Source organism: Haloferax sp. Atlit-4N (assembly GCF_003383025.1).
GTDB lineage: Archaea > Halobacteriota > Halobacteria > Halobacteriales > Haloferacaceae > Haloferax > Haloferax gibbonsii.
In genome coordinates this window covers 220,108-246,305 of the sequence record NZ_PSYY01000002.1, presented here as the reverse complement: position 1 = coordinate 246,305, position 26,198 = coordinate 220,108, and the positions used below count along the sequence as shown (strand labels likewise).

Below are 26,198 nucleotides of genomic sequence, written 5' to 3'. Positions count from 1 at the left end.
TCCCTCGCGTTCGGTGAAGACGACTTTTTGGTTCGACCCCGGCACCCCGAACCGCTCGGCGACGACGAGGGTGAGGTCGAACTGCGGGTGCGGCACCTGCGTCGGGGTCCGCTACGAACCCTACAGGCCGGCCACGTCTTCGATGGCGTCGGTCAGCGCCTTGATCGACTCCACGTCGTGTTCGCCCATGTGGCCGATGCGGAACGTCTTCTCGCCGAGCGCGGAGCCGTAGCCGTTCGAGAAGGCCATGTCGTACTTCTCGGAGACCTCCTCGATGGTGGCGGCGACGTCGATTCCCTGCGTGTTCTCGATGCAGGCGACGGTCTGGGACTCGTAGCCCTCCTCGGGGAACATGTCGAAGTGCTCGTAGGCCCAGTCGCGGGTGTACTCGGCCATCTCGCGGTGGCGCTGGTCGCGGCCATCGTGGCCCTCTTCGAGCATGTACTTCATCTGCTTGCGGTACGCGAGCATGATGGGAATCGCGGGGGTGGAGTGGGTCTGACCCTTGCGGTCGTAGTAGTCGAGGGCGCGCTGGAAGCCGCCGTACCACGACGCGGAGTCCTTCGACAGCTCGCGCTCGTAGGCCGCGTCGCTGACGGTGCAGATGGCCAGTCCCGGCGGCATGGCGAACGCCTTCTGCGACGAGGCGAAGATGACGTCGATGTTGTGCTCGTCGATGTCGACGTAGTCGCCGCCGAGGGCGGACACCGCGTCGACGACGAAGTAGGTGTCGGGGTACTCGGCGACCACGTCGCCGATCTCCTCGATGGGGTTGCGGACGCCGGTCGAACTCTCGTTCATCACGGTGGCGACCACGTCGTAGTGCTCGTCGCTGGACTCCAGCGCCTCGCGGATGTCCTCGGGCTTGATGGCCTGCCCCCACTCGTACTCGATGCGGTCGACGTTCTTGCCGAGGCGCTCCGCGACGTTCGCGTGGCGCTCGCTGAAGCTTCCGCAGGTCGGCACGAGGATGTTCTCGTCGACGAGGTTGAGCGTCGACGACTCCCAGATTTCGGTGCCCGACCCCGTGAGAATCATCAGGTCGTTGTCCGTGCCGAGGAACTCCTTCGTGTCCTCGACGATGGTCGTATAGAGGTCGGTCATGCGGTCCATCCGGTGACCGAACATCGGCTGGCACATCTCCTCGATGACGTCCTCGCGCACCTCGGTCGGACCGGGGATGTACAGCGTCTTGTCCTGATAGTCGTCCGTGTATTCGCGTTTTTCCGTCACGTCATCCACCTAAGTACGGACCACTGCGTCGCGGGCGATGATGGTACTTGTGATTGCGACACTCGTCGCGGTGGCTCACGGGGTGCTAACACGGGGCAAAACGGACGGCGTCGACGGGTGGAAAACGGCTCCGGGGCGAGGTCGTTCCGAGGCTCAGTCGTCGGCCTCGGCGGACTCGGCCCGCGGGACCGTCACGTCGGTCAGTCCGGCCTCTATCTGCTCGCGCCGGCCTTCGAACTCGCCGGGGAGGACGAGGCGGCCGCCGAGGTCGTCGAGGGGTTCGTCGGCGGTGTAGCCCGGCCCGCTCGTGGCGAGTTCGAACAGCACGCCGCCGAACTCGCGGAAGTAGACCGACCGGAACCAGTGGCGGTTGATCTGTGCGGTCGGGCGCAGGCCCTTCGACTGGACGGCCTTGCGCATCGCCTCTTGGTCCTCGTCGGTCGGCGTCTGGAAGGCGACGTGGTGGACCGTGCCGTGGCCCTGTCGGCTGCTCTCGATGGTCGGCAGCACGTCCACGTACTTCCCGACGCTCCCGGTCGCGGCGAACCGCGTCCGCTCGTCGCCGGGGGTGTCGCCCTGCGCTTCTTCGGTCCCGACGCGCTCGAAGCCCATCGTTTCGAGCAGGTCTTCGGTGGGCTGGGGGTCGCCCAGCCAGAGCGTCACGGAGTGGAAGCCGCGAATCGCGGCCTCCTCGGGGACGAACTCGGTCCACGGGACCGTCGGGTCGTCGTCGGGAATCTCGACTTCGACCAGTTCGACCGGGAGGCCGTCGGGGTCGCTGAAGGGGAGGACCGTCTCGCCGAACCGCTCGACTCTGTCGTCGTAGTCGACGCCGTACTCGTCGAATCGGTCCTCCCAGTAGTCGAGACTGCCCTCGGGCACGCGGAACGCGGTCCGCGAGACCTGCCCGGTGCCGACCTTCCCCCGCGAGAGGTTCTCCCACGGGAAGAACGTCATGCTCGTGCCGGGGGTCCCCTCCGCGTCCGTGAAGAAGAAGTGGTACGTGCTGGGGTCGTCCTGGTTGATGGAGCGCTTGGCGAGGCGGAGCCCGAGCGTCTCGACCCAGAAGTCGAGGTTCTGCTGCGGGTCGCCCGCGATGCAGGTGACGTGGTGAATGCCGGGTGTGGGCGTGGGTTCTGCCATGGGCGGTCCTACGGGCCGCAAGGACTTGAGTATCCGCTGACGCGAGTGTTACCGGGTCGCGGCGGCGTCATCGCGCCGACCGCGAGCCCGACCGACCGGACGGAGTACCCGTTATACCTCCGACATCTCCGCATCGAGCGACTCGGAATCCGCCCTGACCGACGCGTAGACGCGCTCGGCCCACTGTCGCGCGATTGGCGCGTCGGTGTCGACGAAGACCTCCATGAGTCCGGTCGTCCCGTCGTAGCCGCCGATGCCGACCCGGTCGTCGTAGATGGCGAGTCCGTAGGGGAAGTCGCCGCGGGTTCGAAGCCGCAGGTGGCCGCGCTCGACGGCGTTCTGGGCTCGTTCCGGGTACGTCTCGAACAGCCGCGCCACGATTTCGGGGCGGTAGATAATCTCCGTCTCCGTCTCGTCGAAGATGTGCCGATGGAACTCGCCGAGGACGAGCGGCGCCATGTGCGTCGTGTTGAACCCGCGGAACGTCTCCGACCCGCGGACGAGTTCGACGAACCGCTCGACCGGCCGATACGGGTCTTCGGGTGCCGCGACGGTCACCGTCGCGTCCGCGAACGGCTCGACGACGAACTCGTCGTGGTCGTCGCAGATGGCGTCGAGGAGCGGCGTCAACCGCCGGGCGGTTCGGACGTTCGCCTCGAATCGGAGGACCTCCTCGGCGACGACTTCTCCGAGGCCGGTCAACCGGAATCGGTGGTCGATTCGCTCGCCCAGCCCCCGTTCGTCCAGCCAGCGCGTAAAGCGGTGGCTGGTCGCCTTCGAGACGTCGAGGCGCTCTTCGATACCTCGCCTGTCGAGCGGTTCGTCGAGGAGCGCTTCCAGTAGCGGACCGTGCCGGACGATGTCCACGAGGTCGTCCGTCTCGACGCGCCCGCCCGCGGTCGACAATCGCTGGCCGAGATACCGGCGATTCCGCGCGTTTTCGAGAACCGCGTCCAGAACCGACGCCTCCTGCGGCGAACCGTTGCCACCGCCGGAACCGCCGTCAGAACTGTGCATGTGAATCACTAGCTTATTGGTCGGCGCGAGTAGTAACTCCATCCCTCGGCGCTCGGTAGTCATCGGCGCGCTCCTTCGACACCTATCTCCCCGTCGGTTGGGTTCCACCGACTCGGCACATCGTCTCGGTTGAAGGACTTTGCAGTCCTCGTCGCCTGATAGGGACCGCGTGACACAGACAGAGGGTGTGTCTATCAGACTTGAATCGCATTCTTCGCCGGACTACGTCGATGGACAAATACAGCTAAACAGACCCCAAGAAGAACAGCAAGAACCCCCGGAATGAGATACACGATATTCGGAGCGCATTCTCCACCTCCGGAACACATCTGACGCTGGAATGCGTACCAGACCGAGATACAGCCGAGAAAGAGACTGAGACCACCGAATCCCTGAAGAATGCGAGACCATTCATACTGTACAACCACTCTGGGATTGGAAAATAGCTTCCGTAGAGACCAAGAGCAGTTTGACCCGACCGTCTCACGGGGTGAAACCCGACTCACGCCGGAACACACCGCTCAGGAGTTGAGGCTAACGGTCGTGCGAACAAATAGCACAGTATGGCTAACGACCAGCAACGCGACCCCTTCGACGCGGACCTTCGCGGGCCCGTCCTCCGACCGGAGGACGCCGAGTACGACGAGGCTCGCGCGGTGTGGAACGGGATGATAGACAGGCGACCGTCGCTCATCGTCCGCTGTGCGGGCGTCGCCGACGTGGTTCGGTCGGTGAACTACGCGCGCGAGAACGACCTCGTCGTCGCGGTGCGCGGCGGCGGCCACAACGTCGCGGGGACGGCCGTCTGCGACGACGGCATCGTCATCGACCTCTCGGAGATGACGAGCGTTCGGGTCGACCCCGACGCGCGAACCGCGTGGGTCGAAGGGGGCGCGCGGTGGGCCGACGTCGACCACGAGACGCAGTTGTTCGGGCTGGCCGCGCCGGGCGGCGTCGTCTCCGACACCGGCGTCGCGGGACTCACGCTCGGCGGCGGCCTCGGACACCTCCGCCGGAAGCACGGCCTCAGTTGCGACAACCTCCGGTCGGTGGAACTCGTCACCGCCGCCGGCGAGGTGGTGACCGCGAGCCGAGACGAGAACGCCGACCTCTTTTGGGGACTCCGCGGCGGCGGCGGCAACTTCGGCGTCGTCACCGGCTTCGAGTTCGAACTCCACCCCGTCGGCCCGGACGTGGCGATGTGTCTGGTGTTCTATCCCGCGGCGGACATCCCGGACCGGCTTCGGGACTTCCGCGAGTACGCGCGGTCCGCCCCCGACGAGGTGAGCGCGCTCACCTTCTCGGGCGTGCTTCCCGACGAGGAACTGTTCGGCGACGCGGCGTCGGTTCCCAAACTCGGTATCCTCGGCTGCTACGCCGGGCCGCCCGAGGAGGGGACCGCGGCGCTCGCACCCCTGCGCGAGTTCGCCGACCCAATCGCCGACTTCAGCGGCGTGATGCCCTACGTCGAACTCCAGCGCCTCCTCGACGAGGATTACCCCGACGGCATGCGCTACTACTGGAAGTCGCTCTACCTCGACGGCCTCTCCGACGACGTTCTCGAACGGCTCGACCACTGGACGGCCGCCGCGCCGTCGCCGCTTTCGACCGTCGATATCTGGCACCTCGGCGGCGCGATAGCCGACGTCGGCGCGGACGAGAGCTCCTTCGCCGGTCGGCGCGCGCCGTATCTCCTCGGCGTAGAGGGTAACTGGGAAGACGCCACCGCCGACGAGGAGAACGTCGCGTGGGTCCGCGACTGCATCGACGATATGCGGCGGTTCTCCGACGGCACCGTCTACCTGAACTTCCCCGGGTTCCTCGAAGGCGGAGACGAGACGATGCAGACCACGTTCGGTCCCGCCTACGAGCGCCTCGTCGACCTGAAAGACGAGTACGACCCGGCGAACCTGTTCCGGCTGAATCAGAACGTCGCGCCGTCGGCCTCCCCGTGACCCGCGTCACGGAAAACGGCCCGGGGGAGACGCACGTTTTTGTCCGTCGACGGTGACGTTCGACGTATGCAAACCCGCGCACTCGGCGACACCGGCCACGAGAGTAGTATCGCGACGTTCGGCGCTATCGCGCTCAACTGGCTCGAACAGGAGGGCGCGAACCAGATGGTCGAACACGTCCTCTCGAAGGGCGTCAACCACTTCGACGTGGCTCCGACCTACGGCGACGCGGAACTCAAACTGGGCCCGAAGCTCCGCCAGCACCGCGAGGACATCTTCCTCGGCTGCAAGACCCAAGAGCGGGGCTACGAGGGCGCAAAGCGGAAGCTCGACCGCTCGTTCGACCGCCTCGGCGTCGACTACATCGACCTCTATCAGGTCCACGGCCTCGAATACGAGTCCGAACTGGACGAAATCACGGCGGACGACGGCGCGCTCGCGGCCTTCCGCGAGGCGAAAGACGAGGGGAAAATCGGCCACATCGGCCTGACGAGTCACGGGAACCCGGGACTCATCCGCGACGCCATCGACCGCATCGACGACCTCGAAACGCTGATGTTCCCGCTGAACCCCGTCGTCGTCGGCAAAGGCGACGACGAACACGACTACGCGGGCGTCTTCGAGGCGGCCGAGGAGGCCGGAATCGGCACCCTCGGAATCAAGCCGTTCGCCCGCGGGCCGTGGCCCGACACCGACGAACTGCCCGAGGCCGACCGACCGTTCCCCAACTGGTACGAGCCGGTCGACACCCCGGGCGAAATCGCGGAGCGGTTCGACTTCGCGGCCGCCCAGGGCCTCACGAGCGTCGTCACGCCGGGCGACCCGAAGCTCGTGGCGATGGTCCTCGACGCCGCGACGCGGTACAACGGCATGGACGAGACGGCACAGCGGTCTCTCATCGAGCGCCTCCGGCACGACGAGAGCCCGGTTCCGGAGCAACTGCACCACTAGCGAGCGAACGGCTCTACCCTCGATTCCCGCGATGGACGTTCCCACGACCGTCACGGCCGCCCTCGACGACCGTCCGGTCCGCGGCGCGGTCTGTCTGGAGGCCGGCGCGGGGACCGGCAACACCACCGCCGGACTCCTCGACGCGGGCGCGGAGCGCGTCTACGCCGTCACGAACGACCCGGAGCACGCGGAACTCGTCCGCGACCGCGTGGCCCCGTCGCCGACGGACCGAGCGAGAACCGCGGTGCTGGAGGCCGACGTTCGGAGCCTCCCCCTCGCCGACGACGCGGTCGATATCGTCACCGCCCACGGGCTGTTCAACCTCGTCGGTCCCGAGTCGCTCGCCGCCGTCGCGAGCGAGCTAACGCGGGTCGCCGCGCCCGGCTGTCACCTCGTCGTCGACGACTACGAACCGCTCCCCGACGACGCCGCGGTTCGGGAGCTGTTCGCGCTCGAAAACGCGGCGAGCCAGTTGGCCCGCGGGCGGCCCGCGCTGACGTTCTACCCGGCCGACGCGCTCAGGGCGCTGTTCTCGGGGCACGGCTGGCGCTTCGACCGCGAACTGACCCTGCTGGACCCGGTTCCGTGGTCCGCGAGCCACGTCGAGGCGCACGCGTCGGTGGCGACGTCGCTGGCGGCTGAAGTCCCCGGCGAGATGGGGAAGTGGCTCGCCGCCGAAGCCGACCGCGTCGCCGCCGCGGTCGAATCGGAGTCCGCGGGCGAGATGTACAGCGTGGCGATGCGGCTGTCCGACTCGGGGTCGGACGCGACAGAGTAGGCGCGGGCGCTACGCTTCGCGGTCGAACGTCGCGGCGTCGAACCAGCCGTCGACGACGCCCTTGAGCGCGCCGGTGGTGCTGCCGAGGTTGATGAGCTGATAGCCGTTTTCCGCCTTCTCGTTCACGTCGTCCATGCCGAAGCCGAGCCCGCCGACGGGGACGCCGGCCTCGACCGCGGCCGAGCGGACTCGCTCGACGGCCTCCTGCACGTCCGGGTGGTCTATCTCGCCGGGGTGGCCGAGCGCCACCGAGAGGTCGAACGGGCCGATGAAGACGAAGCCCAGTTCGGGCACGTCGAGAATCGCGTCGAGGTCCGAAAGCGACTCGGCGGTCTCGATGGTCACGCCGACGAGGGTCTCGCGGTCCTCGCTCGCGACGTAGTCGTCGGCGAGCCCCCACCGGCGGGCGCGCGGCGACGCGAGGCCGCGGTCGCCGGGGCCGTCGCCGTAGGTGAATCGGGCTGACCGAACCGCCTCGCGGACCTCCGCGGCCGACTCCACGCGCGGGAGGAAGACGTTCCTGACGCCGAGGTCGAGGGCTTTCCGGACGAACTCCGGGTCCGTCGTCGGGAGTCGGACTAACGGCTCGATGCCGGTTCGTTCCGCCGCGCGGAGGAGGTTCTCCATCGCGCCCGAGTCGAGCGAACTCGGTCCGCCGTGTTCGAGGTCGAGCCACACGAAGTCGACGCCGAGTTCGCCGTAGAACTCCACGAGCGTCGGGCTGTAGGTGTTGTCGAGGACGCCGAGCGCGACGCCGCCACTCTCGATTCGGGCGCGGAGCGCGTTCGCGGCTGCTTTCTCTGCCATGTCCGTGATACGACACGTGTCTGGAAAAAGGCGCGTGCCGCGAGCGCCTCGGACGAGTGCCGGCGCGCCCGGCGGTCAGTCGTCGCCGTCGGGCGCGTCCGCGTCCGCGTCGGGGGTCCAGCCGTCGCCGACGCCGACGAGGTGGTTCACGCTCCCCGCGCCCTCGCCCACGCCGGCCGGTTCGGCGAGGGTCGCGCGCGTGAACTCGATGCCGTTTCGGACGGCGTCGGCGAGGTCGTCGCCGCGGGCGAGTCGGGCGGCGACGGCGCTCGAAAGCGTACAGCCAGACCCGTGAGTCGCCGTCGCGTCGATGCGCGGATTGACGAACGTCGTCGTCTCCGTCGGCGTGACGAGCGTGTCAACCACGGTGTCGTCGTCGGTGGCGACGTGGCCGCCCTTCAGGAGCACGGCGTCGACACCCCGGTCGAAGAACCAGTCGGCTGCCTCGGAGACGGCTGCCGGCGAGTCGGGGAACACGCCCGTCAGCGCCTCGGCCTCGTCGGCGTTCGGGGTCGCGAGCGTCGCCCGCGCGAACAGGGCGTCGTAGGCGTCGACGGCGTCCTCGTCCAGCAGTCGGTCGCCGGAGGTGGCGACCATCACGGGGTCGAGAACGACCGGGCCGTCGTAGTCGGCGAGGCAGTCGGCGACCGTCTCGACGGCCTCGGCGGTCGCCAGCATCCCGAGTTTGACGGCGGCGACGTCGAAGTCGTCGGCGACGGCCTCGTACTGGGCGCGAATCGACTCGGCCGGGAGGACGTGCGAGCCCTCGACGCCGCGGGTGTTCTGGGCCGTCGCGGCCACGATGACCGACCCGCCGTAGACGCCGAGCCGAGTCATCGTCTTCAGGTCCGCTTGGATGCCCGCGCCGCCGCCGGAGTCGCTGGAGGCGACGGTGAGGACGTACGGCGGCGTCCGCGGGTCGGGGGCGGTCCCCGGCATCTATCGGACCTCGATGCGGTCGATTCGGTCGGCGATGTCTGGCGTCGAGGCGTCCGCGAGTCCGGCGACCGCGTCGAGGAAGGCGATTTTGTAGCTCGCCGGGCCGCGGTAGTCGCCGAACGCGCCCTCTGCGGCGAGTTCGCCCGCGAGCCCGTAGGCCGCGGTCCCGGCGAGCGCCGCCGAAAGCGGGTCGTCGATGGCGGCCCCGAACACGGCGAGCGTCACGCCGAGCATACAGCCGGTGCCGACGACAGCGCCCATCATCGAGTGGCCGGCGTCGACCTCGAAGGCGGCCTCCTCGGTGGCGACGATGTCGGTCTCGCCGGAGGCGACGACGACCGCGCCGGTCTTCCGGGCGCACTCGACGGCCGCGGCGGCGATTTCGGCGTATTCGCCGACCGACTCGACCCCGCGGACCTCGGCGTCGTCGCCGACGAGCGCGGAGATTTCCCCGTAGTTGCCGTTGAGCACGTCCACGTCGAGGTCGGTGACGAGTTGGTCCGCGACCCGGTCGCGCGTCGGGGTCGCACCGACGCCGACGGGGTCGACGACGAGGGGGACGCCGGCCTCGTTCGCGGCGCGACCGGCAGTCAGCATCGTCTCCTCGCCGGACTCGCTCACGGTCCCCATGTTGAGCAGACAGCCGTCGGCGATGCCGACCATGTCGCCGACTTCGCGCTCGTCGTCGGACATGACCGGCAGGCCGCCCCAGTAGAGCGTGATGTTCGCCACGTCGTTGACCGTCACGTCGTTCGTGACCGAGTTGATGAGCGGCTGTTCGCCCGCGACGGCGGCCAGCACCTCGTCCAGCGCCACGTCAGGCACGCCGCCCGGACCGGTCGCGCCGTCCGAACCGCCCTGTCCACCCGCGCCGTCAGCGTCGTCTCGTCCGCTCATCGGCGGTCCCTCCCGGCGGCGACCGAGTCGGCGAGGTGGCGGGTCGCGTCGGCGGGGTCGTCAGCGGCGGTGATGGCCGAGACGACCGCGACGCCGTCGGCCCCGGCGGCGACCACGTCGGCGGCGTTGCCGGGCGTGACGCCGCCGATGCCGACGAACGGAATCGAGACGGCGTCCGCGATGGCCGACACCCGCTCGGTCCCGATTTCGGACTGCTCGGGGTCCGTGTCCTTCGTGTCCGTGGCGAACACCGCGCCGACGCCGAGGTAGTCCGCGCCGGCCTCCTCGGCGGCTCTCGCGCCCGCGACGGTCGAGACCGACCGGCCGACGATGGCGTCGTCGCCGAGCTGTTCGCGCGCGACCGAGACGGGCACGTCGTCGTCGCCGAGGTGGACCCCGTCGGCGCCAATGGCGGCCGCGATGTCCACCCGGTCGTTGACGACGAGGGTGACGCCCGCGTCGGCCGTCACGGCGCGAACCTCGCGGCCGACCTCGTAGCGGTCGCGGGCGCTCGCGTGCTTCTCGCGGAGTTGAACGACGTCGACGCCGCCGTCGACCGCGGCCTGCACCACGTCCGGCGTCGACCGCCCGCCGGAGCGGTCCAACTGCGTGACCAGATAGGTTCCCATCGAGATATTCATGAGTTGTATTCTGAGGTGATGTGGCGACGGGCAAAATAGTTCCTCCTCGCGGGTCGGAGTCGACTCGGCCGGCTTCGCGTCGAATCGGGACGCGGTCGGTTCTCGGGGGGTGAGAGGCTGTGTGTGGGGTTATGCTGTGAGCGAACCAACAGGTACGCGGTGAGCTGTATGGGGACGATACTCGTCGCGTACGGGAGCAAAGAGGGACAGACCGAGAAGATAGCCGGGCGCATCGCCGAGGCGCTGGCGGCGCACGGGCACGACGCGAGGACCGCCTCGGTCGCCGATTCGGACGTTGGCGAGGCGCTCGCCGACGCCGACGCGGTGCTCGTCGGGTCGTCGATTCATCTTGGCGCGCACTCGAAGCCGGTCTACGAGTTCGTCCGCGAGCACCGCGACGACATCGAGGCGCGGCCCAACGGCTTCTTCCAGGTGTCGCTGTCGTCGGCGCTCGACGACGAGGACGCCCGCGCCGAGGTCGCGACGTACCTCGACGAGTTCGTCGAAGAGAGCGGCTGGCATCCGGAGCGGATGGCCGCGTTCGGCGGGGCGCTTCGGTACTCGGAGTACGGCTTTCTCACCCGGATGATGATGAAGCGCATCGCCAAGGACGCGACCGGCGACACGGACGCCTCCCGCGACTACGAGTACACCGACTGGGACGAAGTCGAGTCGTTCGCCGCCGACTTCGCCGAGTTCGTGGAGTCGACCGCGGGCACCGCCGCGGGAGGTGCGGCGGTCTGAGCGGGCGGACTAGCCCGCTCGGTGATTTCGATGAACGTCCGCACACTCGGCATCGTCGTCGTCGCCGCGCTCGTCGTGGTCGCGGTCGCGGCCGGCGGCCTCTGGGCGTTCGGCCGGCTCTCGTTTCTCGACTCCTACGGGAGCCAGTACGACTACAGCGTCCGCGTCTCGGCCGACGAACCGATTTCGAACGTGACGGTCCTCGTGCCGTTACCCGTCAGCGACGGCTCCTCGGCGGTCGGCGACGCCGTCGAGTCCCGCGAGTACCTGCTTCCGACGGGCTGGGCGTACGACGTGGTCGAAACGGAGTACGGCCCGATGCTCCGCCTCCGGGCCGACGAGATTCCCGCCGACCCGACCTACTACCGGGCGGTCGTCGAGAACGACCGACTGGTCCGCTGGGAGCCGATTCCCGCGAGCGAGTACAGTCAGAACGACTCCGACACGCTCCGCGTCGAACACGACGCGATAGACCTGTTCGCCGACGTGCGGGTGAACCAGTCCATCGACACGCTCGCGCCCGAGGGGACGGAACCCCTGTTCGAACCGCGAGAGAACGCCCGGCTCGTCCCGTGTGACTGGCCGAGCAACAGCGACGACACCCGGTGTTACGACTACGAGTCGGTGCTGTTCGTGCGGTACGACGGCCCCGAGACGACGAACGTCTCGGTGAGCGTCGAACTCCGCGGCGCGAACTCGTGGTGGGTCGGCGGCTGGAACTACAACGAGTACGTCGACCACGTCGCCGCCTACGACCTCCCGGCGGACCGCCAGGGCTGGGTTGTCGCCGACGGCGAACTGCGGACCGGCGTCGGGAACTACCCCCGGAACCCGCCGCAGTAGACGGGTTCTCACCCAACTCGGCACACTCGGCCCGCGCGCGACGAAGCCGGTCCGCCGCGAACGACTACCGCTTCTGGCAAACATGGCGAGTCACACACAGGTTTTTGCTATCCTGCACGATTATACGTGATAATGTCTGGCGACGGCCCTTCGCGGGCGACCCGAATCGCGGCGGAGACGGACGGCGAAGAACGAGGCGACTTCCGGCGGTTTCAGGAGTCGCGCGACTACGACGTGGTCGACGTAGCCGAGCACGCCGACCTCGCCGCCGACCTCCGGGAAGTCGTCTCCGGCGAGGTGCGCTTCGACGAGTACGCGCAGGTGCTGTACGCGACCGACGGCTCGATTTACCGGGCGCGCCCGGCGGGCGTGGTCGTCCCCCGCGACGAGGACGACGTGCGCGCCGCGGTGCGGACGGCGGCCGAGCACGACGTTCCCGTCCTCCCGCGCGGGGCGGGGTCGTCGCTGGCGGGACAGACCGTCGGCCCCGGTTGCGTCGTCATCGACTGCTCGAAGTACATGGACGAAATCGTCTGCGTGGACCCCGACGCGCGGCGGGCGCGGGTCCAACCCGGCGTGGTGCAGGACGACCTCGACGACCGCCTCGCCGACCACGGACTGAAGTTCGCGCCGGACCCCGCCTCCTCGAACCGGGCGACCGTCGGCGGCGGCATCGGCAACAACTCCACGGGCGCGCACTCGGTCCGCTACGGCATCACCGACGCCTACACCGAAGAGCTGCGGGTCGTCCTCGCCGACGGGTCGGTCGTCCACACCCGCGACGTGGTCGTCGGGAGCGACGAGTGGGACCGCATCGTCGGGAAGGACGACCGCGAGGCCCACCTCTACCGGACCGTCCTCGGCCTCGTCGAGGAACACGAAGACGAAATCGAGCGGCGGTATCCGAGCCTCAAGCGGTCGGTGTCGGGCTACAACCTCCACAAGGTCGTCTCCGAGACCGACGGCGGCGAGACGGTTATCAACCTCTCCAAACTGTTCGTCGGCGCGGAGGGCACCCTCGGCGTCGTCGTCGAGGCCACCGTGTCTCTCGTGACGGTCCCCGAGGAGACGGCGCTCGTCCTCTACGCCTACGACGACCTCGTGGAGGCGATGGCGGCGGTCCCCGACGCGCTCGACTTCGACGCCAGCGCGGTCGAACTCATGGACGACGAGGTGCTGCGGATGGCCGCCGAGTCCAGCGAGTACGCCCAGTACGTCGAGGAAATTCCCGACGGGACGGCCGCGACCCTGATGCTGGAGTTCGACTCCGAACTGCACGACGACTTCGAGGCGGTGATTCGCGAGGCGAACGAGCACTTCCTGCGAGACGGCGACGCCGGTGGCGACGCCGACGGCGGCGCGTTCGAGGCCATCGAGGCGTACACGCCCGCGGCGCAGGCGGACCTCTGGAAGCTCCGCAAGGCGGCGATTCCGCTCCTCATGTCGCTGCCGGGCGACCCGAAGCCCTACCCGTTCATCGAGGACGCGAGCGTCCCCCCCGAGGAGTTGGCGGAGTACGTCCAGTCGTTCGAGGCGGTGCTGGAAGAACACGGCACCTCGGCCGCGTACTTCGCCCACGCCGGCGCGGGGACGCTCCACATCCGCCCGATTCTGAACCTGAAGGACGGCGCGGGCATCGAGACGATGCGCGCCATCACCGACGACGTGACCGACCTCGTGTTGGATCATCGCGGGGCGTTCTCGGGCGAGCACGGCGACGGGATGGCCCGAACCGAGTGGAATCCCAAGATGTACGGCCCCGAACTCTGGGGCGCGTTCAAGGAGCTGAAAACGGCGTTCGACCCCGACTGGCGCATGAACCCCGGGAACGTCGTCTACCGGGACGGCCCCTCCGACCCGGGGCCGGACGGCGACCGCGGCGTCGGCGCGGACATGCGCGAGAACCTCCGGTACGGCGCGGCCTACCAGTCCATCGAGCCCGCGACGACGCTGGACTTCTCGGACGAGAGCGGCTTTTCGCACCTCGTCGAACTCTGCAACGGCTGCGGCACCTGTCGGCAGACCGGGTCGGAGACGATGTGTCCGACCTACCGCGCCTCGAAGGACGAGGCCGAGACGACCCGCGGGCGGGCCAACATGCTCCGCGCAGCCATCAGCGGCGACCTCCCGGAGGACGAGATTCACTCAGACCGGTTCCAAGAGGAGGTCCTCGGGCTCTGCGTCGGCTGTAAGGGCTGTCAGAACGACTGCCCGACCGGCGTCGATTTGGCGAAGCTCAAAGCCGAGGTGAAACACGCCTACCACGCCGAGGCGGGCGCGTCGCTCCGCGAGCGCCTGTTCGCCAACATCGACCGGCTGGCGGGCGTCGGAAGCGCCCTCGCGCCCGTCTCGAACTGGGCGGCCGAGATTCCGGGTGCGCGGGCCGCGATGGAGCGACTCGCGGGCATCGCCCCGGACCGGTCGCTCCCCTCGTTCACCCGCGACACGCTCGAATCGTGGATGGACGCGCGACGACCCCGCGTGCCGGCGGCGGAGGCCGACCACCGCGTCCTCCTGTTTCCCGACACCTACACGAACTACGTCACGCCCGAAATCGGGAAGGCGGCGGTGCGGGTGCTGGAGGCCGCCGGCGTCCACGTCCGACTCGCGGAGGGCGTCGAGCCGAGCGGTCGCGCCGCCTACTCCGGCGGCTTCCTCGACCTCGCGCGGCGGCGCGCGGGACACAACGTCGAGACGCTCCGCCCGTCGGTCGAAGACGGCTGGTCGGTCGTCTTCGTCGAGCCCTCGGACGCGGTGATGTTCCAAGACGAGTACGCCGACCTCCTGCCGGACGACGCGGTCGCGCCGGTCGCCGCGGCCGCCTACGGCGTCATGGAGTTCCTCGACACCCACCGACTGGACGAGACTCTCCCGATTCGCGGGCGCTCGCCCGACGGTGACGGCGCGGCCGGGCCCGTCGCCTCCGCGGTCGCCGACGGCGGCGCGCTCGGCTCCCTCACCTACCACGGCCACTGCAACCAGAAGGCGCTGAACAAGGACCACCACGCGGTGGGCGTCCTCCGGCGGGTCGGCTACGAGGTCGACCCGCTCGATTCGAGCTGTTGCGGCATGGCTGGGAGCTTCGGCTACGAGGCCGAACACTACGACCTCTCGAAGGCCATGGGAGACATCCTGTTCGAACAGGTCGACGAGAGCCGGGGCGACGAAGTGGTCGCTCCCGGCGCGTCGTGCCGGACGCAACTGGAAGACAGGGACGACGCGGCGCGGCGACCGCCGCACCCGATAGAGAAGGTCGCGCAGGCGCTGTCGGGCTGAGCGGGCTACTCGAAGCACTCGGCTGGCCTCCAACGGGTCGGGGTCGCCCGCCGAGTCCTTTTCACAGCGTTCCGCAATCACATCCCTTTTGCCCGTTTGCGTGGCACGTGCAGTCAGACCATGTCCGATGCACCCGATGTCGGCGAACTCACCCCGCCGAATCGCACGCTGATGGGCCCCGGCCCGAGCGACGTCCACCCGCGCGTGCTCCGCGCGATGTCCACGCCGCTCGTCGGTCACCTCGACCCGTCGTTTATCGACATCATGAACGAGGTGCAGGAGCTCATGCGTTACACGTTCCGCACCGACAACAAGTGGACGATTCCGGTCTCGGGGACCGGGTCGGCGTCGATGGAGGCCGCCATCGGCAACCTCGTCGAACCGGGTGACACGATGCTCGTCCCGACGAACGGCTACTTCGGCGGGCGCATGGAGTCGATGGCCGAGCGCGCCGGCGGCGAGGTCGTCCACGTGGACGCGCCGTGGGGCGAGCCGCTCGACCCCGCTGACGTGCAGGACGCCTTCGACGAGCACCAGCCGGACGTGTTCGGGTTCGTCCACGCCGAGACCTCGACGGGCGTGAAACAGCCGGGCGTCCCCGAACTGACGAGCATCGCCCACGACCACGACGCGCTCGTCGTCGCCGACACCGTCACCTCGCTGGGCGGGGTCGAACTCGAAGTCGACGACTGGGGCATCGACGTGGCCTACTCCGGGCCGCAGAAGTGCCTGTCGTGCCCGCCGGGCGCGAGCCCGCTGACGCTCAACGACCGCGCGATGGACAAGGTGCTCTCGCGGGAGGAGCCGCCTCGTTCGTGGTACCTCGACCTGTCGCTGCTTGAGGGCTACTGGGGCGACGACCGATCGTACCACCACACCGCGCCAATCACCAACGTCTACGCCATCCGCGAGGCGCTCCGACTGGTCGCCGAGGAGGGCATCGAGGAGCGGTGGGCGCGCCACCGCCGGGTCGCGGGCGCGCTGAAAGCCGGCGTCGAGGCGATGGGCCTCGGACTCAACCCCGAAGACGAGTACTGGCTCCCCAGCCTCAACGCGGTGCTCGTCCCCGACGGCGTCGACGCGGGCGCGGCCATCGATTACGTGCTCGACCACTACGACCTCGAAATCGCCGGCGGCCTCGGCGCGCTCGCGGGCGACATCTTCCGCGTCGGCTGTATGGGCCACTCGGCGCGGCCGGAGAACGTCTCGTTCCTCCTGACCGCCCTCGGCGAGGCGCTGGAGGCGCAGGGCGCGGACGTGGACCCCGAAGCCGGGTTCGCCGCCATGCGCGAGCAGTTGGGTCAGTAGCGCCCCCGAACCGGCGGCAATTCGACGCGAACCGCGGCGAAACTCGGCGAAACCGGCGCAAAACGCCCGCCACGGTGTCCCGTATTCATGAGCGTCGCTCCGCGAGTGGCGACCGAAGCGATTCACCATGAACCGACGCAGACTCACCCTCGTCGGCGTCGCGCTCGCGGCTCTCGTCGCGACCGCGGGCGTCGCCGCCGCCGCACCGAGCGAGAACGCACAGCAATCGGGCCCCGAGGCCGGCCAGCAGGGGCCGCCCGGCGAACTCCCCGGCCCGGTCCCGGAGTTCGTCTCGGACATCCACGACCTCGTTAGCGACTTCCTGAACGAGGCCCTCGACGGGTCGCTTGGGGACTCGCTAAGCGACCTCGCCACCGACTTTTCGGGTGCGTAACTAAGTGCGACCCGAAGGTAGCCGGCAACTGAGCTGAACGACAGCCGTCCAAGACGAAGTTTCAATTCAGTTATGAGACGAACACTCCTCGTCGCCGCGACAGTTCTGGTCCTCCTCACGGCCGGCGTCTCGGCCGCGTTCGTGACCGGAATCGGACCGTTCTCCGACGACGCCGGCGACTCAGACGAACCGTTCCCCACGCAGACGACCGCGCCGCCCGACGACGGCGACAGCGGCGACAGCGGTAGCAGCGACAGCGGAAGTAGTGACAGCGAGAGCGGAGACAGCAGTAGCGGCGACGGAGACGGCGACGCGTCCGAGAGCGAATCGGTGCCGCCGTTCGGCGTCGTCGTCGACAACATCGAGAAGTGCGGCCAGACGTGCCGCGACGTGACGAGCACGATAACCAACCAACAGGACGCCGACAGTTCCGGCGTCACTGTCTACAGCCGCATCTTCGTCGGCAACAGCACCGACCCGGACGACGAGGTCTGGCGCGGGTCCCAAGCGGTCGGCGACCTCGCGGCCGGCGAGTCCTACACGACGACGAAGCGCGTCAAACTCTCGTACTCCGAGGCGTTCGCGGTCCGACAGGCCGACGGCTGGATTACGGTCCAGACGACCATCGAGACCGACGACCGGACGCTGACGTACACGGAACAGCGCGACGTGGCGTAGGTCGCGCGAGGCCGCGGCGCGGGACGCGAGCGCCGCCCACCGCTTCCGCAACGACTTTTCGCGCCGGCCGCAAAGCCGGGGTATGAACATCGAGGTTCGCGAACTGGCCGACCTCGGCACCGACGCCCGCCGCGCCTTCTTCGAGCGGGACGCCGGCGTCGGCGAGGTTCGCTCCGACGTGCGCGACATCGTCGAGCGCGTCCGCCGCGAGGGCGACGCGGCGGTCCGTGAGTTCTCAAGCGAGTTCGACGGCGTTCAGGTCGGTAACATCGACGTGACCGACGCCGCCGAGCGCGCCTACGACGAAATCGACGACGACGTGCGCGAGGCCATCGAGGCCGCCGCGGCGAACGTCCGCGAGTTCCACGAAAAACAGGTCCCCGCGGACTGGCGCGAGGAGTTCGGCGACGCCGGCAGCCGCGAGCTCGGGCGTCGCTACCGCCCGCTGGACCGAGTCGGCGTCTACGCACCCGGCGGCACCGCCGCCTACCCGTCGAGCGTCCTGATGGGCGTCATCCCCGCGAAGGTCGCGGGGGTCGAACACGTCGCGGTCACCACGCCGCCCGCGGACCAGATGAACCCCGTCACGCTCGCCGCGATGCACGTCGCGGGCGCGGACGCGGTGTACTCGGTCGGCGGCGCGCAGGGCATCGCCGCGCTCGCCTACGGCACGGAGACGGTGAAGGCCGTCCAGAAGGTCGTCGGGCCGGGCAACAAGTGGGTCACGGCGGCGAAGGCCGAGGTCCGCGGCGACGTGGACATCGACTTCCTCGCCGGCCCCTCCGAGGTGCTCGTCGTCGCCGACGAGACCGCCGAGGCGCGGTTCGTCGCCGCCGACCTCGTCGCGCAGGCCGAACACGACCCGAACGCGTCGGTCGTCGCCGTCACGGACGACGCCGACCTCGCCGAGGAAGTCGTCGCGGAGGTCGAACGACAGGCGGGCGAGCGCGAGCGGACCGAGACCATCGAGGCGGCGCTCGAAGGCGACGCGTCGGGCGTCCTCCTCGCGCGGTCGATGTCCGAGGCGGTGCTGTTCGCCGAGGAGTACGCCGCCGAGCACCTGACGATTCAGGCCGACGACGACGAGGCGCTGTTGGACCGCATCGACTCCGCGGGGAGCGTCTTCCTCGGCCCGTACACGCCCGTCGCGGCCGGCGACTACGCCTCCGGGACGAACCACGTCCTCCCGACGGGCGGCGGCGCGAAGCGACAGGGCGGGCTCTCCGTGGACCACTTCGTCCGCTCGACGACGGTCCAGCGCCTCGACCGCGAGGGACTGTCGGAGCTCTCGGAGACGATTACGACGCTCGCCGAGGCCGAAGGACTCGACGCCCACGCTCAGAGCGTCCGCGAGCGGTTCGAAGAGTAGGCGAACGCGGCTCGTTCGACTCGTTTTCCTCTGACTTGCGGCCGGTAGCCACATCCTACCGAGCCGGCACCGGGTTCCGCCTGCGCCACAGTTAACCGTTCCCACAGTATAGTGGGGCGTATGAGCACGGAATCCGCGAGTGGCGGCGGCGATGTGGCGGTCACGGTCACGCCCGCGGCCGCGGACGAAGCCGTCTCCCTCCTCGAAGGAGAGTCGATGGACACCGACGTGGCGGGCCTCCGGCTGTTCGTTCAGCAGGGCGGTTGCGCCGGGCTGTCCTACGGGATGCGCTTCGACAACGAACCGGAAGACGACGACACGGTCGTCGAACAGCACGGCCTCCGTGTGTTCGTCGACCCCGCGAGCATGAACTACATCGGCGGCTCCACCCTCGACTTCGAGGGCGGCCTGCAGGGTGCGGGCTTCCACGTCAACAACCCGAACGCCGAGAGCAGTTGCGGCTGCGGCGAGTCGTTCCGGACGTAGGGACCAATTTCTTAAGCCACCCCCGCGCGAATCGGTGGCATGGCCGAACTCCAGACCCAGACCGTATCGAGCGGCAAGACTGTCTTCGTCGCCACTGACGAGGCCGAGCGCGGCTCGAAGGGACCGTTCTACGTGGTGTACTCGACCGAGGACGCCGAGAGCCGATGGGGGTACCTCTGCGGTAACTGCGACTCGTTCGACACCGCGATGGACACGATGGCCCGCATCGAGTGCAACAACTGCGGAAACGTCAGAAAGCCCGAGGAGTGGGACGCCGCTCACGAGTAGTCGAGCGCCCGGCGCGACCGTTCGTCAACTATTGGTATGTCATACCGTGGCAATCTTTATCAGGGGTGCGGGTGTACGTAGACGTGCATGGCCCAGGCTTCGATGCCTCCCGTCCAGGAGGCTCGGTCGATATTCGGCCGGCTCGGCTACTCCGTCTCGGGCGACGGAACCGATATGCTGGCCGAACGCAAGTGGCGTACGGTCCACGTGACCGCACTGAGTTCGCGAGAAGCGACCGAATGCCGTCCGGTGCTCGCAGACGGCGGAACCGAGACACCGTATCGGTTCCGCTGCTTCGTGACGTGGGACGACCACATCAGCGCGCTTCGAGAGCGGCTTCGCGGTATCGACCTTCCATACGAGTGGGCAATCATCGGCGTGTCGAACGGTGGTGGGAACGACTACGAGGTCGTTCACGGAACGAACACGTAATCGAAACGGGGCGTCTTCGCCCAAACGTTTTCTCAGCCCGTCGCTAACGGACGAGCATGTCGCAGGCCGCACAGACGGAGCTGGCGCAATTCGTCCGGAGTAGACGGCTCAACGCGGTACTCGCGTGGCTGTTCGTGGGGTTCCTCGTCGCCGTCGCCGTCGGGAGCGTCGTCACCGGCGGCGACCTCGTCTGGGGCGGGTTCGCGGCCGTCGTCGCCGCGGTCACCGTCGTTCCGGCGGTCGCCTTCCGCGAACCGAGAGCGATGCTGCCGTGGGAGGTCGTCGCGCTCGCGTCGCTCCCGCTCGTCGCTCGCGTCCTCGTTCGGGGCCAGACCATCGGCGGCGTGACGTTCACCGGACGCGTCTCGACGTACCTCGCGGTGGCCGCCATCGCGCTCATCGTCGCCGTCGAACTCGACGTGTTCACGCCGGTCCGGATGAACCACTCGTTCGCCGTCTTCTTCGTCGTCATCGCCACGATGGCCGCCGCCGGCGTCTGGGCGGTCGTCCAGTGGCTCTCGGACCTCTATCTCGGGACGCGCCTGCTGTTGAACGGCCGACCCGAACACGTCGTCGAGGCGGGGCTGATGTGGGACTTCGTCGCCGCCACCGTCGCCGGACTCGGGGCCGGGTTGCTGTTCGAGTACTACTTCCGCCGCCGGGCCGGCTCGCGCGAGCGGCTCCCCGAGGAGGTGGCGGACGTCGCCGAGGACGTGAGTCCAGCGGGAACTGACGACGACGCCACGAGAGAGGGCGGTGAGTCGTCGTGAAGATTCGCTCGCACCTCCACATCGACGCGCGACGCCAGCGCCAGCTCTCGCGGGCGATGCAGGTCGTCCTCGTCGGTCTCGTCTTCATCGGCCTCGACCGCGGGAACCTCGGCATCGTCGTCAACGCGCTCGTCGGCCTCGGCGTGACCTACCTCCCGGCGCTACTCGAACGCGACTACCGCATCCCGATGGACGCCGGACTGACGCTCTGGATATCGACGGCGGCGTTCCTCCACGCGCTGGGTACGGTCGGTTTCCCCGGTTCGGAGACCAGTTTCTACGCGGGCGTCTGGTGGTGGGACCACCTCACGCACGCGCTGTCGTCGTCGGTCGTGGCGGCCGCCGGCTACGCGACCGTCCGCGCGGTCGACGAGCACACGGCGGACATCTACCTGCCGCCGCGGTTCATGTTCGTCTTCATCCTGCTTTTCGTGCTCGCGTTCGGGGTCTTCTGGGAAGTCATCGAGTTCGCCATCTCGGGGGTTGCCTCGCTCGCCGGCACCGCGTCGGTGCTGACGCAGTACGGCCTCGACGACACGCTCCTCGACCTCGTGTTCGACGCCGTCGGTGGGGTCATCGTCGCCATCTGGGGGACCGCACACCTCTCCGACGTCGTCGGCGCGTTGCAGAAACGGCTCGAATCAACATCTCGTTGACACGTTGAGGCGGCCGCCGGTCCGCCCGAGCCCCCCGATTGCGGGCGAATATCCGGAGTCCCGATATACATTTGTGTAGGCCCTGAGATGTTCACACCGATGTCGAGTTGGATTGGTGACGAGGACGAAGACGAGGGCGGGGACGCGGCCGACGCGTTCGAGGCGGTCGGCCGCCGCCGTCGGCTTCTCCAGGCGCTCTCGTCGGAGTCGCTTTCGAAGGCCGACCTCGTCCGCGCGCTCTCGGTCTCTCGGTCCACCGTCGACCGCGGCGTCGAGCGCCTCGTTCAACTCGGACTCGTCGAGCGGTCGAACGGCGGCTTCGTCGCCACGAGCGCGGGTCGCGTCGCCTTGGAGACGCACGACGAGGCGCTCCGGTCGATGGCGAACGTGCTCGACGCGAAACCGGTGCTCGACCGCCTCCCGGAATCGGTTAACCCGCCACCTTCGCTGTTCCGCGACGCGGTCGTCTGCACCGGCGACCTCGCGGCGATGGAAGAGTGCTCCCCGCTCGAGTTCGACCTCGGCGAATCGACGAGTATCTCCGGGTTCAACGGCCCGTTCCTGTTCAGCATCTGGCCCGAAGCGCACGAGCAACTCGCGCGGCTCGGTGACAGCGCCACGCTCGTTCTCTCGGCGGAGTCCCTCGACTGGCTCTCGAACCGGTACCCCGACGGGCTCGACGCCATGGTCGACGCCGGCGTCCGCGTGTCCGCGGTCGAAGGCGACCCGCCGTACGGCGTCGTGGTCGTGGACCGACCGACGACGGCGTCGGTCACGCTCGTCGTCTACGACCACATGGGCGGGCCGGAGGCGCTGGTCGTGAGTTACGACTCCGCGGCCGTGTCGTGGGGGCGAACGCGCGTCGCGGCGCGAGCCGAGACGGCGCGTCCGTATCGGCCCGACGAGTGAGCCGCGCACCCTTCCGCCACGTACCGCCGCCCGCCCCTTCGGCTCGTCCCGCCGTCGCCGCCGAATCGGGGACGATTATTTGTGATAGTAAGACGAAGGGTCCGACGAGATGGTGTTCAAGAAAATCACCCTTGTCGGTCGGAGTGCAGAGAGTTTCGACGCCGCCGTCGACGACGCGATTAACCGCGCCGAGGAGACGCTCGCGGGCGTCCACTGGGTCGAAGTAAAGGAACTCGGCGTCGAACTCGCGTCCGTCGAGACCCGAGAGTACCAAGCCGAGGTCGAAGTCGCGTTCGAACTCGAAGGGAAAGACGGCGAGTAGAGACGACGCTCACCCGGTCGAGACCGGCCCGCGTCGGTCCGACTCGGGTTGGCCCACGTCGACGGCGCGGGCCGTCCCGACGGCTTCTTATCCGCCCGCACCGCCACATTCGAGAAGCGAATGCCTCGGCTCCTCCACTACTCCGACATCGAGAACGTCTTCGACGACACCGAGCGCGCCGGCCGCCTCGCGGGTTGCGTCAGCGCCCTCGACGGCGACGACACGCTCGTGGTCGGCACCGGCGACAACACCGCGCCGGGCGTCCTCTCGCTCGTCGAGCGCGGCGGACAGGCGCTCGACTTCTACGACGCCGTGGACGCCGACCTCGAAACGTTCGGCAACCACGACTTCGACTACGGGCCGAGCCGGACCCGCGAACTCGTCGCCGCGAGCCGACCGACGTGGGTCACGAGCAACGTCCACGGCGAGGACGGCGGCCGGTTCGCCGCCGACGAGGGAACCGTCCCGCGAACGACCCGCGAGGTGGACGGGCTGACCCTCGGCTTCTTCGGCGTCACCGACCCCGCGACCGGCACTATCAACCCGGAGGCGGCCGACGTCGGCTTCTCCGACCCTTACGCGGCCGCCGCCGACGCGGCCGCCGCGCTCAGAGACGACGGCGCGGACCTCGTCGTCGCGCTCTCGCACCTCGGTAGCGGCGACGACGAACTCGTCGCCCGGTGCGACGTGGACCTCGTCCTCGGGGGCCACGTCCACGCCGAGCGCGACGACGTGGTCGACGGCGTACCAATCGTCCGCCCCGGGGCGAACGGCCACGTCGTCTGGGAGGTCCGCGTCGCCGCCGACAGAATCGAGACGGTCCGCCACCGGACCGCCGAGTACCGGGCCGACGAGGGGCTGGTCGCGGCGCTGGCGGGCCGCGTCGACGCCGCCGGCCTCGACGAGGTGCTCTGTCGAATCGACCGCCCGATGGACCGCGCCGAGGAGACCGTCGCGGCCGGCGAGTGCCGCGTCGGCAACGCCATCGCCGACGCCTACCGCTGGGCGACCGGCGCGGACGTGGGGCTGCAGAACAGCGGCGGCATCCGCTCCGGCCCGCCCGTCGGCCCCGACGTGACCCACGCCGACCTCGTGAGCCTCGTCCCCTTCGAGGAGCACCTCGTCGTCGCCGAGGTGACCGGTACGGAGCTACTGGCGGCGTTCGGGGCCGCCCGCGGGACCGAGATGGGCTTCGGCGAACCGGACTGGTGGCACGCCCACGTCAGCGGCGCGCGCATCGTCTGGGACGACGACCGTGACGAGGTCGTCGAGGCGTTCGTCGGCGGCGAGCCGGTCGACCCCGAGGCGCGTTACACCGTCGCCACGAGCGACTACCTGCTCCACAGCACACAGGAGTTCCCGGCCATCACGCAGGCCCACCGCGTCGGCGAGTTCGAGATACAGCACGACGCGCTGGCGCGGTACGCCCGCGAGGTCGGCTTCGACGCCGCGGTCGAAGGGCGCATCGAGCGCCGGTCGGCCACCCGCGCCGACGACTGAGCGCGGTCGAGGGGTCGGAAACGGGCGCGCGTCCGCCGGCCAAGCCGACCGAGAGGGAAAGGTTCACGCACGCCCGGCGAGTGGCTTCGGAGTATGACACGGGTCGTGGTCCCGGTTCGGTACCCCCTCTCGAAACACTCCCGGGCGACGCTCGAAGAGGCCGTCCGCGTCGCGCGCGAGCGCGACGCCGAGCTGACGGTCCTCCACGTCGACCTCTACCAGTCGAACCGCGGCGTCACGCGGACCGAACTCAAGCGGGCGGTCGAAGCCGAGTTCGGCCCGCTCGTCCGCGCGCGCTACGTGGTCCGCCGAGGCTTCCTCGTCGAGGAGACGATTCTCGAAGAGGTCGCCGCCGAGGAGGCCGACATCGTCGTCATCGGGTCGAAACAGGCGAGCCGCTGGCGACGGATGCTCCGCCGGTTCCTCGACGACCCCGACATCGACGTGTTCCTCCGCGAAAAGCTCGACTGCACGGTCATCACCGTCCGCGCGGACGACTGAGCCGGCGGCTCTCGGGTTCGGGTTCAGATTCGATTTCCCGTTTTCCCGGTTCCGATGCGGTTCCCAGTTCCGACTGTGTCCGCCGTTCCTCGTCAGTCGTCGGTGGTGTCCGTCGACTCGGCGTCCGTCGGCTCGGCGTCCGCTGACTCGGCATCCGCTGACTCGACGTCCGTCGGCTCCGTGGCGTCGGTCGCGTCAGTTGGGGTTTCCGGGGCGTCGACACCCTCGCCGTCAGAGACCGGCTGGACGGGCGCTCCCGGCGCCGGCGACGCGGTGGCGTGACGCTGGTTCGCGGCCTCGTCGCTGGTGACGTGGAGGCTCCCGCTGGTCTCGTCGAAGACGAGGTGGGTGTGCGGGTAGGCGAACTCCACGGTCGCCTCGGACTCCTCGACGAGCGTCCAGAGCCGCGTCTGGACCTCCGACTGGATGCGACCGATTTTGTACGGTTTCAGCGCCCAGTAGCGGAGGCGCAGGAGGACGCCGTTGTCGGCGTAGGAGTTGATGTAGGCGGTCGGCTTCGCCGGGTAGCGGGCGCTCCCGATGCGGATGTCCGGACCGCCTTCGACCACCGAGTCGCAGTCGCGGGCGGCGCGCTCGACGAGGTCGCGGGCGGCGTCGATGTCGGACTCGTAGGTGACGAGCACGTCGAGCGACAGGCGGGTCCGCTCGTCCTCCGCGGAGTAGTTGATGACGTCGCGGTCGCGGATGTTCGAGTTCGACATCACCAGAAACGTGTTGTCGAGGGTGAATATCTTCGTGTAGCTCAGGGTTATCTCGTCGATGAAGCCCTTCGTGCCGTCGTCGAGTTCTATCATGTCGCCGATTTCGAACGGCTGGTCCGAGAGGACGAACACCCCGTTGATGATGCTCCCGACGATGGGCGCGAGGACGATACCCAGCACCGCCGAGAACACCGTCACCGAGAGGACGATGTCGCCGAGTTCGAGGCCGAGGACGTTCGCCCCGAGACCGACGCCGAGGAGGACGATAGCGAGCCGGACGATTCGGAGGACCGTCTGGGCGACGCTCTGCCGCCGGAACTGCCGGGCGACCGGTCGTCCGAGCAGGCGGACGATGTACTTCGAGAGCCCGACCGCCAGGGCGACGATAACGAGAGCGACGGCGATGCGCCACCCCGGAAACAGGAGGTAGTCCGGCACGAACGCCGGCGGCTCGATTGCCGTCGACTGGAGCGGGGCGACCGCGACGTGGCTCCCCGCCGTCAGCGTCCCGCCGACCGCGCCCGACACGTCGGCAACCCCCTCGACTCCGTCCATGGAAACCGCAACGGAGAGCGGTGAAAAAAGGGTTGTTACTCCGAGGGTTCGGTCGCGGTGAACGGCTAAGTGTCGGGGCGTCGC

General features: G+C 68.9%; 27 protein-coding genes. 19 read left to right on the top strand and 8 right to left on the bottom strand.

Annotation, left to right across the window (positions count from 1 at the left end; translation table 11 throughout):
* Positions 1–120: 120 nt before the first annotated feature.
* From C5C07_RS10410 to C5C07_RS10400, 3 genes are all read right to left on the bottom strand, one after another.
* Positions 121–1,233 (bottom strand): alanine--glyoxylate aminotransferase family protein, encoded by a 1,113-nt coding sequence (locus C5C07_RS10410; RefSeq protein WP_004974740.1) that lies wholly within the window; start codon positions 1,231–1,233, stop codon positions 121–123.
* Positions 1,234–1,386: 153 nt separating this feature from the next.
* Positions 1,387–2,376, bottom strand: a complete 990-nt coding sequence (locus tag C5C07_RS10405; protein ID WP_004974739.1) for a VOC family protein — start codon at positions 2,374–2,376, stop codon at positions 1,387–1,389.
* Positions 2,377–2,487: 111 nt separating this feature from the next.
* Positions 2,488–3,393: a winged helix-turn-helix domain-containing protein gene (locus tag C5C07_RS10400; protein ID WP_115805032.1), complete on the bottom strand. Its 906-nt coding sequence runs from the start codon at positions 3,391–3,393 to the stop codon at positions 2,488–2,490.
* Positions 3,394–3,956: 563 nt separating this feature from the next.
* On the opposite strand from C5C07_RS10400, the gene C5C07_RS10395 reads away from it, so the two are divergent.
* The 3 genes from C5C07_RS10395 to C5C07_RS10385 all read left to right on the top strand — a co-directional run bounded on the left by C5C07_RS10395 (position 3,957) and on the right by C5C07_RS10385 (position 7,077).
* On the top strand, positions 3,957–5,348 hold the full coding sequence (locus C5C07_RS10395) for an FAD-binding oxidoreductase (protein ID WP_115805031.1): 1,392 nt from the start codon (positions 3,957–3,959) through the stop codon (positions 5,346–5,348).
* A 66-nt stretch (positions 5,349–5,414) separates the two neighbouring features.
* Complete coding sequence (locus C5C07_RS10390; RefSeq protein ID WP_115805030.1) at positions 5,415–6,299, top strand: aldo/keto reductase; 885 nt, start codon at positions 5,415–5,417, stop codon at positions 6,297–6,299.
* Positions 6,300–6,330: 31 nt separating this feature from the next.
* Positions 6,331–7,077 (top strand): class I SAM-dependent methyltransferase, encoded by a 747-nt coding sequence (locus C5C07_RS10385; protein ID WP_004974735.1) that lies wholly within the window; start codon positions 6,331–6,333, stop codon positions 7,075–7,077.
* A gap of 9 nt (positions 7,078–7,086) precedes the next feature.
* Here the strand turns inward: C5C07_RS10385 and C5C07_RS10380 are convergent, their stop codons facing one another.
* From C5C07_RS10380 to thiE, 4 genes are all read right to left on the bottom strand, one after another.
* Positions 7,087–7,884, bottom strand: a complete 798-nt coding sequence (locus C5C07_RS10380) for an HpcH/HpaI aldolase/citrate lyase family protein (protein ID WP_004974733.1) — start codon at positions 7,882–7,884, stop codon at positions 7,087–7,089.
* Between the two features lie 75 nt (positions 7,885–7,959).
* Positions 7,960–8,823 (bottom strand): bifunctional hydroxymethylpyrimidine kinase/phosphomethylpyrimidine kinase, encoded by an 864-nt coding sequence (gene thiD, locus C5C07_RS10375; protein ID WP_115805029.1) that lies wholly within the window; start codon positions 8,821–8,823, stop codon positions 7,960–7,962.
* Positions 8,824–9,720 (bottom strand): hydroxyethylthiazole kinase, encoded by an 897-nt coding sequence (thiM, locus tag C5C07_RS10370; protein WP_004974729.1) that lies wholly within the window; start codon positions 9,718–9,720, stop codon positions 8,824–8,826.
* On the bottom strand, positions 9,717–10,349 hold the full coding sequence (gene thiE / locus C5C07_RS10365) for a thiamine phosphate synthase (protein WP_199522744.1): 633 nt from the start codon (positions 10,347–10,349) through the stop codon (positions 9,717–9,719). Before thiE ends, thiM begins: the two co-directional genes overlap by 4 nt.
* Before the next feature lie 180 nt (positions 10,350–10,529).
* Here thiE and C5C07_RS10360 point away from each other — a divergent pair, with 180 nt between their 5' ends.
* From C5C07_RS10360 to C5C07_RS10285, 16 genes are all read left to right on the top strand, one after another.
* Positions 10,530–11,105, top strand: a complete 576-nt coding sequence (locus tag C5C07_RS10360; RefSeq protein WP_004974726.1) for a flavodoxin domain-containing protein — start codon at positions 10,530–10,532, stop codon at positions 11,103–11,105.
* 30 nt (positions 11,106–11,135) lie between these two features.
* Positions 11,136–11,948: a hypothetical protein gene (locus tag C5C07_RS10355; protein ID WP_050459735.1), complete on the top strand. Its 813-nt coding sequence runs from the start codon at positions 11,136–11,138 to the stop codon at positions 11,946–11,948.
* A gap of 132 nt (positions 11,949–12,080) precedes the next feature.
* Complete coding sequence (locus C5C07_RS10350; RefSeq protein ID WP_115805027.1) at positions 12,081–15,224, top strand: FAD-binding and (Fe-S)-binding domain-containing protein; 3,144 nt, start codon at positions 12,081–12,083, stop codon at positions 15,222–15,224.
* Positions 15,225–15,395: 171 nt separating this feature from the next.
* On the top strand, positions 15,396–16,532 hold the full coding sequence (locus C5C07_RS10345; RefSeq protein ID WP_004974718.1) for an alanine--glyoxylate aminotransferase family protein: 1,137 nt from the start codon (positions 15,396–15,398) through the stop codon (positions 16,530–16,532).
* 127 nt (positions 16,533–16,659) lie between these two features.
* Positions 16,660–16,926 carry a hypothetical protein gene (locus C5C07_RS10340; protein WP_115805026.1) on the top strand — a complete coding sequence of 89 codons (267 nt, stop codon included), beginning with the start codon at positions 16,660–16,662 and terminating at the stop codon, positions 16,924–16,926.
* Between the two features lie 72 nt (positions 16,927–16,998).
* Complete coding sequence (locus tag C5C07_RS10335) at positions 16,999–17,604, top strand: hypothetical protein (protein ID WP_115805025.1); 606 nt, start codon at positions 16,999–17,001, stop codon at positions 17,602–17,604.
* A gap of 88 nt (positions 17,605–17,692) precedes the next feature.
* Complete coding sequence (gene hisD, locus C5C07_RS10330) at positions 17,693–18,973, top strand: histidinol dehydrogenase (protein ID WP_369333276.1); 1,281 nt, start codon at positions 17,693–17,695, stop codon at positions 18,971–18,973.
* 120 nt (positions 18,974–19,093) lie between these two features.
* Entirely contained in the window at positions 19,094–19,459 is a 366-nt protein-coding gene (locus tag C5C07_RS10325) for an iron-sulfur cluster assembly accessory protein (RefSeq protein ID WP_004062279.1), read from the top strand.
* A gap of 39 nt (positions 19,460–19,498) precedes the next feature.
* Entirely contained in the window at positions 19,499–19,747 is a 249-nt protein-coding gene (locus tag C5C07_RS10320) for a DUF5816 domain-containing protein (protein ID WP_004974710.1), read from the top strand.
* An 87-nt stretch (positions 19,748–19,834) separates the two neighbouring features.
* Positions 19,835–20,179 carry a hypothetical protein gene (locus C5C07_RS10315; RefSeq protein ID WP_004974708.1) on the top strand — a complete coding sequence of 115 codons (345 nt, stop codon included), beginning with the start codon at positions 19,835–19,837 and terminating at the stop codon, positions 20,177–20,179.
* Between the two features lie 56 nt (positions 20,180–20,235).
* Entirely contained in the window at positions 20,236–20,949 is a 714-nt protein-coding gene (locus tag C5C07_RS10310; RefSeq protein WP_004974705.1) for a hypothetical protein, read from the top strand.
* Positions 20,946–21,605 carry a hypothetical protein gene (locus C5C07_RS10305; RefSeq protein WP_004974704.1) on the top strand — a complete coding sequence of 220 codons (660 nt, stop codon included), beginning with the start codon at positions 20,946–20,948 and terminating at the stop codon, positions 21,603–21,605. The genes C5C07_RS10310 and C5C07_RS10305 overlap by 4 nt, the downstream gene beginning before the upstream one ends.
* A 99-nt stretch (positions 21,606–21,704) precedes the next feature.
* The gene (locus C5C07_RS10300) at positions 21,705–22,514 is read left to right on the top strand and encodes a winged helix-turn-helix domain-containing protein (protein ID WP_004974701.1); all 810 of its coding nucleotides are present in this window, start codon (positions 21,705–21,707) and stop codon (positions 22,512–22,514) included.
* Between the two features lie 109 nt (positions 22,515–22,623).
* The gene (locus tag C5C07_RS10295; protein ID WP_004969446.1) at positions 22,624–22,836 is read left to right on the top strand and encodes a dodecin; all 213 of its coding nucleotides are present in this window, start codon (positions 22,624–22,626) and stop codon (positions 22,834–22,836) included.
* 120 nt (positions 22,837–22,956) lie between these two features.
* Complete coding sequence (locus C5C07_RS10290) at positions 22,957–24,336, top strand: bifunctional UDP-sugar hydrolase/5'-nucleotidase (protein WP_049905057.1); 1,380 nt, start codon at positions 22,957–22,959, stop codon at positions 24,334–24,336.
* Between the two features lie 93 nt (positions 24,337–24,429).
* Positions 24,430–24,837, top strand: coding sequence for a universal stress protein (locus C5C07_RS10285; protein ID WP_004974696.1), 408 nt, complete (start codon positions 24,430–24,432; stop codon positions 24,835–24,837).
* Positions 24,838–24,929: 92 nt separating this feature from the next.
* Here the strand turns inward: C5C07_RS10285 and C5C07_RS10280 are convergent, their stop codons facing one another.
* Positions 24,930–26,114 (bottom strand): mechanosensitive ion channel family protein, encoded by a 1,185-nt coding sequence (locus C5C07_RS10280; protein WP_115805023.1) that lies wholly within the window; start codon positions 26,112–26,114, stop codon positions 24,930–24,932.
* Positions 26,115–26,198 lie beyond the last annotated feature (84 nt).

Coding starts and splice junctions, on each gene's coding strand:
- C5C07_RS10295 (WP_004969446.1), top strand. CDS start 22,624: ATGGTGTTCAAGAAAATCACCCTTGTCGGTCGGAGTGCAGAGAGTTTC.
- C5C07_RS10345 (WP_004974718.1), top strand. CDS start 15,396: ATGGGCCCCGGCCCGAGCGACGTCCACCCGCGCGTGCTCCGCGCGATG.
- C5C07_RS10335 (WP_115805025.1), top strand. CDS start 16,999: ATGAGACGAACACTCCTCGTCGCCGCGACAGTTCTGGTCCTCCTCACG.
- thiM (WP_004974729.1), bottom strand. CDS start 9,720: ATGAGCGGACGAGACGACGCTGACGGCGCGGGTGGACAGGGCGGTTCG.
- C5C07_RS10285 (WP_004974696.1), top strand. CDS start 24,430: ATGACACGGGTCGTGGTCCCGGTTCGGTACCCCCTCTCGAAACACTCC.
- C5C07_RS10395 (WP_115805031.1), top strand. CDS start 3,957: ATGGCTAACGACCAGCAACGCGACCCCTTCGACGCGGACCTTCGCGGG.
- C5C07_RS10300 (WP_004974701.1), top strand. CDS start 21,705: ATGTCGAGTTGGATTGGTGACGAGGACGAAGACGAGGGCGGGGACGCG.
- C5C07_RS10340 (WP_115805026.1), top strand. CDS start 16,660: ATGAACCGACGCAGACTCACCCTCGTCGGCGTCGCGCTCGCGGCTCTC.
- C5C07_RS10290 (WP_049905057.1), top strand. CDS start 22,957: ATGCCTCGGCTCCTCCACTACTCCGACATCGAGAACGTCTTCGACGAC.
- thiD (WP_115805029.1), bottom strand. CDS start 8,823: ATGCCGGGGACCGCCCCCGACCCGCGGACGCCGCCGTACGTCCTCACC.
- C5C07_RS10390 (WP_115805030.1), top strand. CDS start 5,415: ATGCAAACCCGCGCACTCGGCGACACCGGCCACGAGAGTAGTATCGCG.
- C5C07_RS10400 (WP_115805032.1), bottom strand. CDS start 3,393: ATGCACAGTTCTGACGGCGGTTCCGGCGGTGGCAACGGTTCGCCGCAG.
- C5C07_RS10350 (WP_115805027.1), top strand. CDS start 12,081: ATGTCTGGCGACGGCCCTTCGCGGGCGACCCGAATCGCGGCGGAGACG.
- C5C07_RS10360 (WP_004974726.1), top strand. CDS start 10,530: ATGGGGACGATACTCGTCGCGTACGGGAGCAAAGAGGGACAGACCGAG.
- C5C07_RS10355 (WP_050459735.1), top strand. CDS start 11,136: ATGAACGTCCGCACACTCGGCATCGTCGTCGTCGCCGCGCTCGTCGTG.
- C5C07_RS10315 (WP_004974708.1), top strand. CDS start 19,835: ATGGCCCAGGCTTCGATGCCTCCCGTCCAGGAGGCTCGGTCGATATTC.
- C5C07_RS10380 (WP_004974733.1), bottom strand. CDS start 7,884: ATGGCAGAGAAAGCAGCCGCGAACGCGCTCCGCGCCCGAATCGAGAGT.
- C5C07_RS10310 (WP_004974705.1), top strand. CDS start 20,236: ATGTCGCAGGCCGCACAGACGGAGCTGGCGCAATTCGTCCGGAGTAGA.
- thiE (WP_199522744.1), bottom strand. CDS start 10,349: ATGGGAACCTATCTGGTCACGCAGTTGGACCGCTCCGGCGGGCGGTCG.
- C5C07_RS10385 (WP_004974735.1), top strand. CDS start 6,331: ATGGACGTTCCCACGACCGTCACGGCCGCCCTCGACGACCGTCCGGTC.
- C5C07_RS10405 (WP_004974739.1), bottom strand. CDS start 2,376: ATGGCAGAACCCACGCCCACACCCGGCATTCACCACGTCACCTGCATC.
- C5C07_RS10325 (WP_004062279.1), top strand. CDS start 19,094: ATGAGCACGGAATCCGCGAGTGGCGGCGGCGATGTGGCGGTCACGGTC.
- C5C07_RS10320 (WP_004974710.1), top strand. CDS start 19,499: ATGGCCGAACTCCAGACCCAGACCGTATCGAGCGGCAAGACTGTCTTC.
- C5C07_RS10280 (WP_115805023.1), bottom strand. CDS start 26,114: ATGGACGGAGTCGAGGGGGTTGCCGACGTGTCGGGCGCGGTCGGCGGG.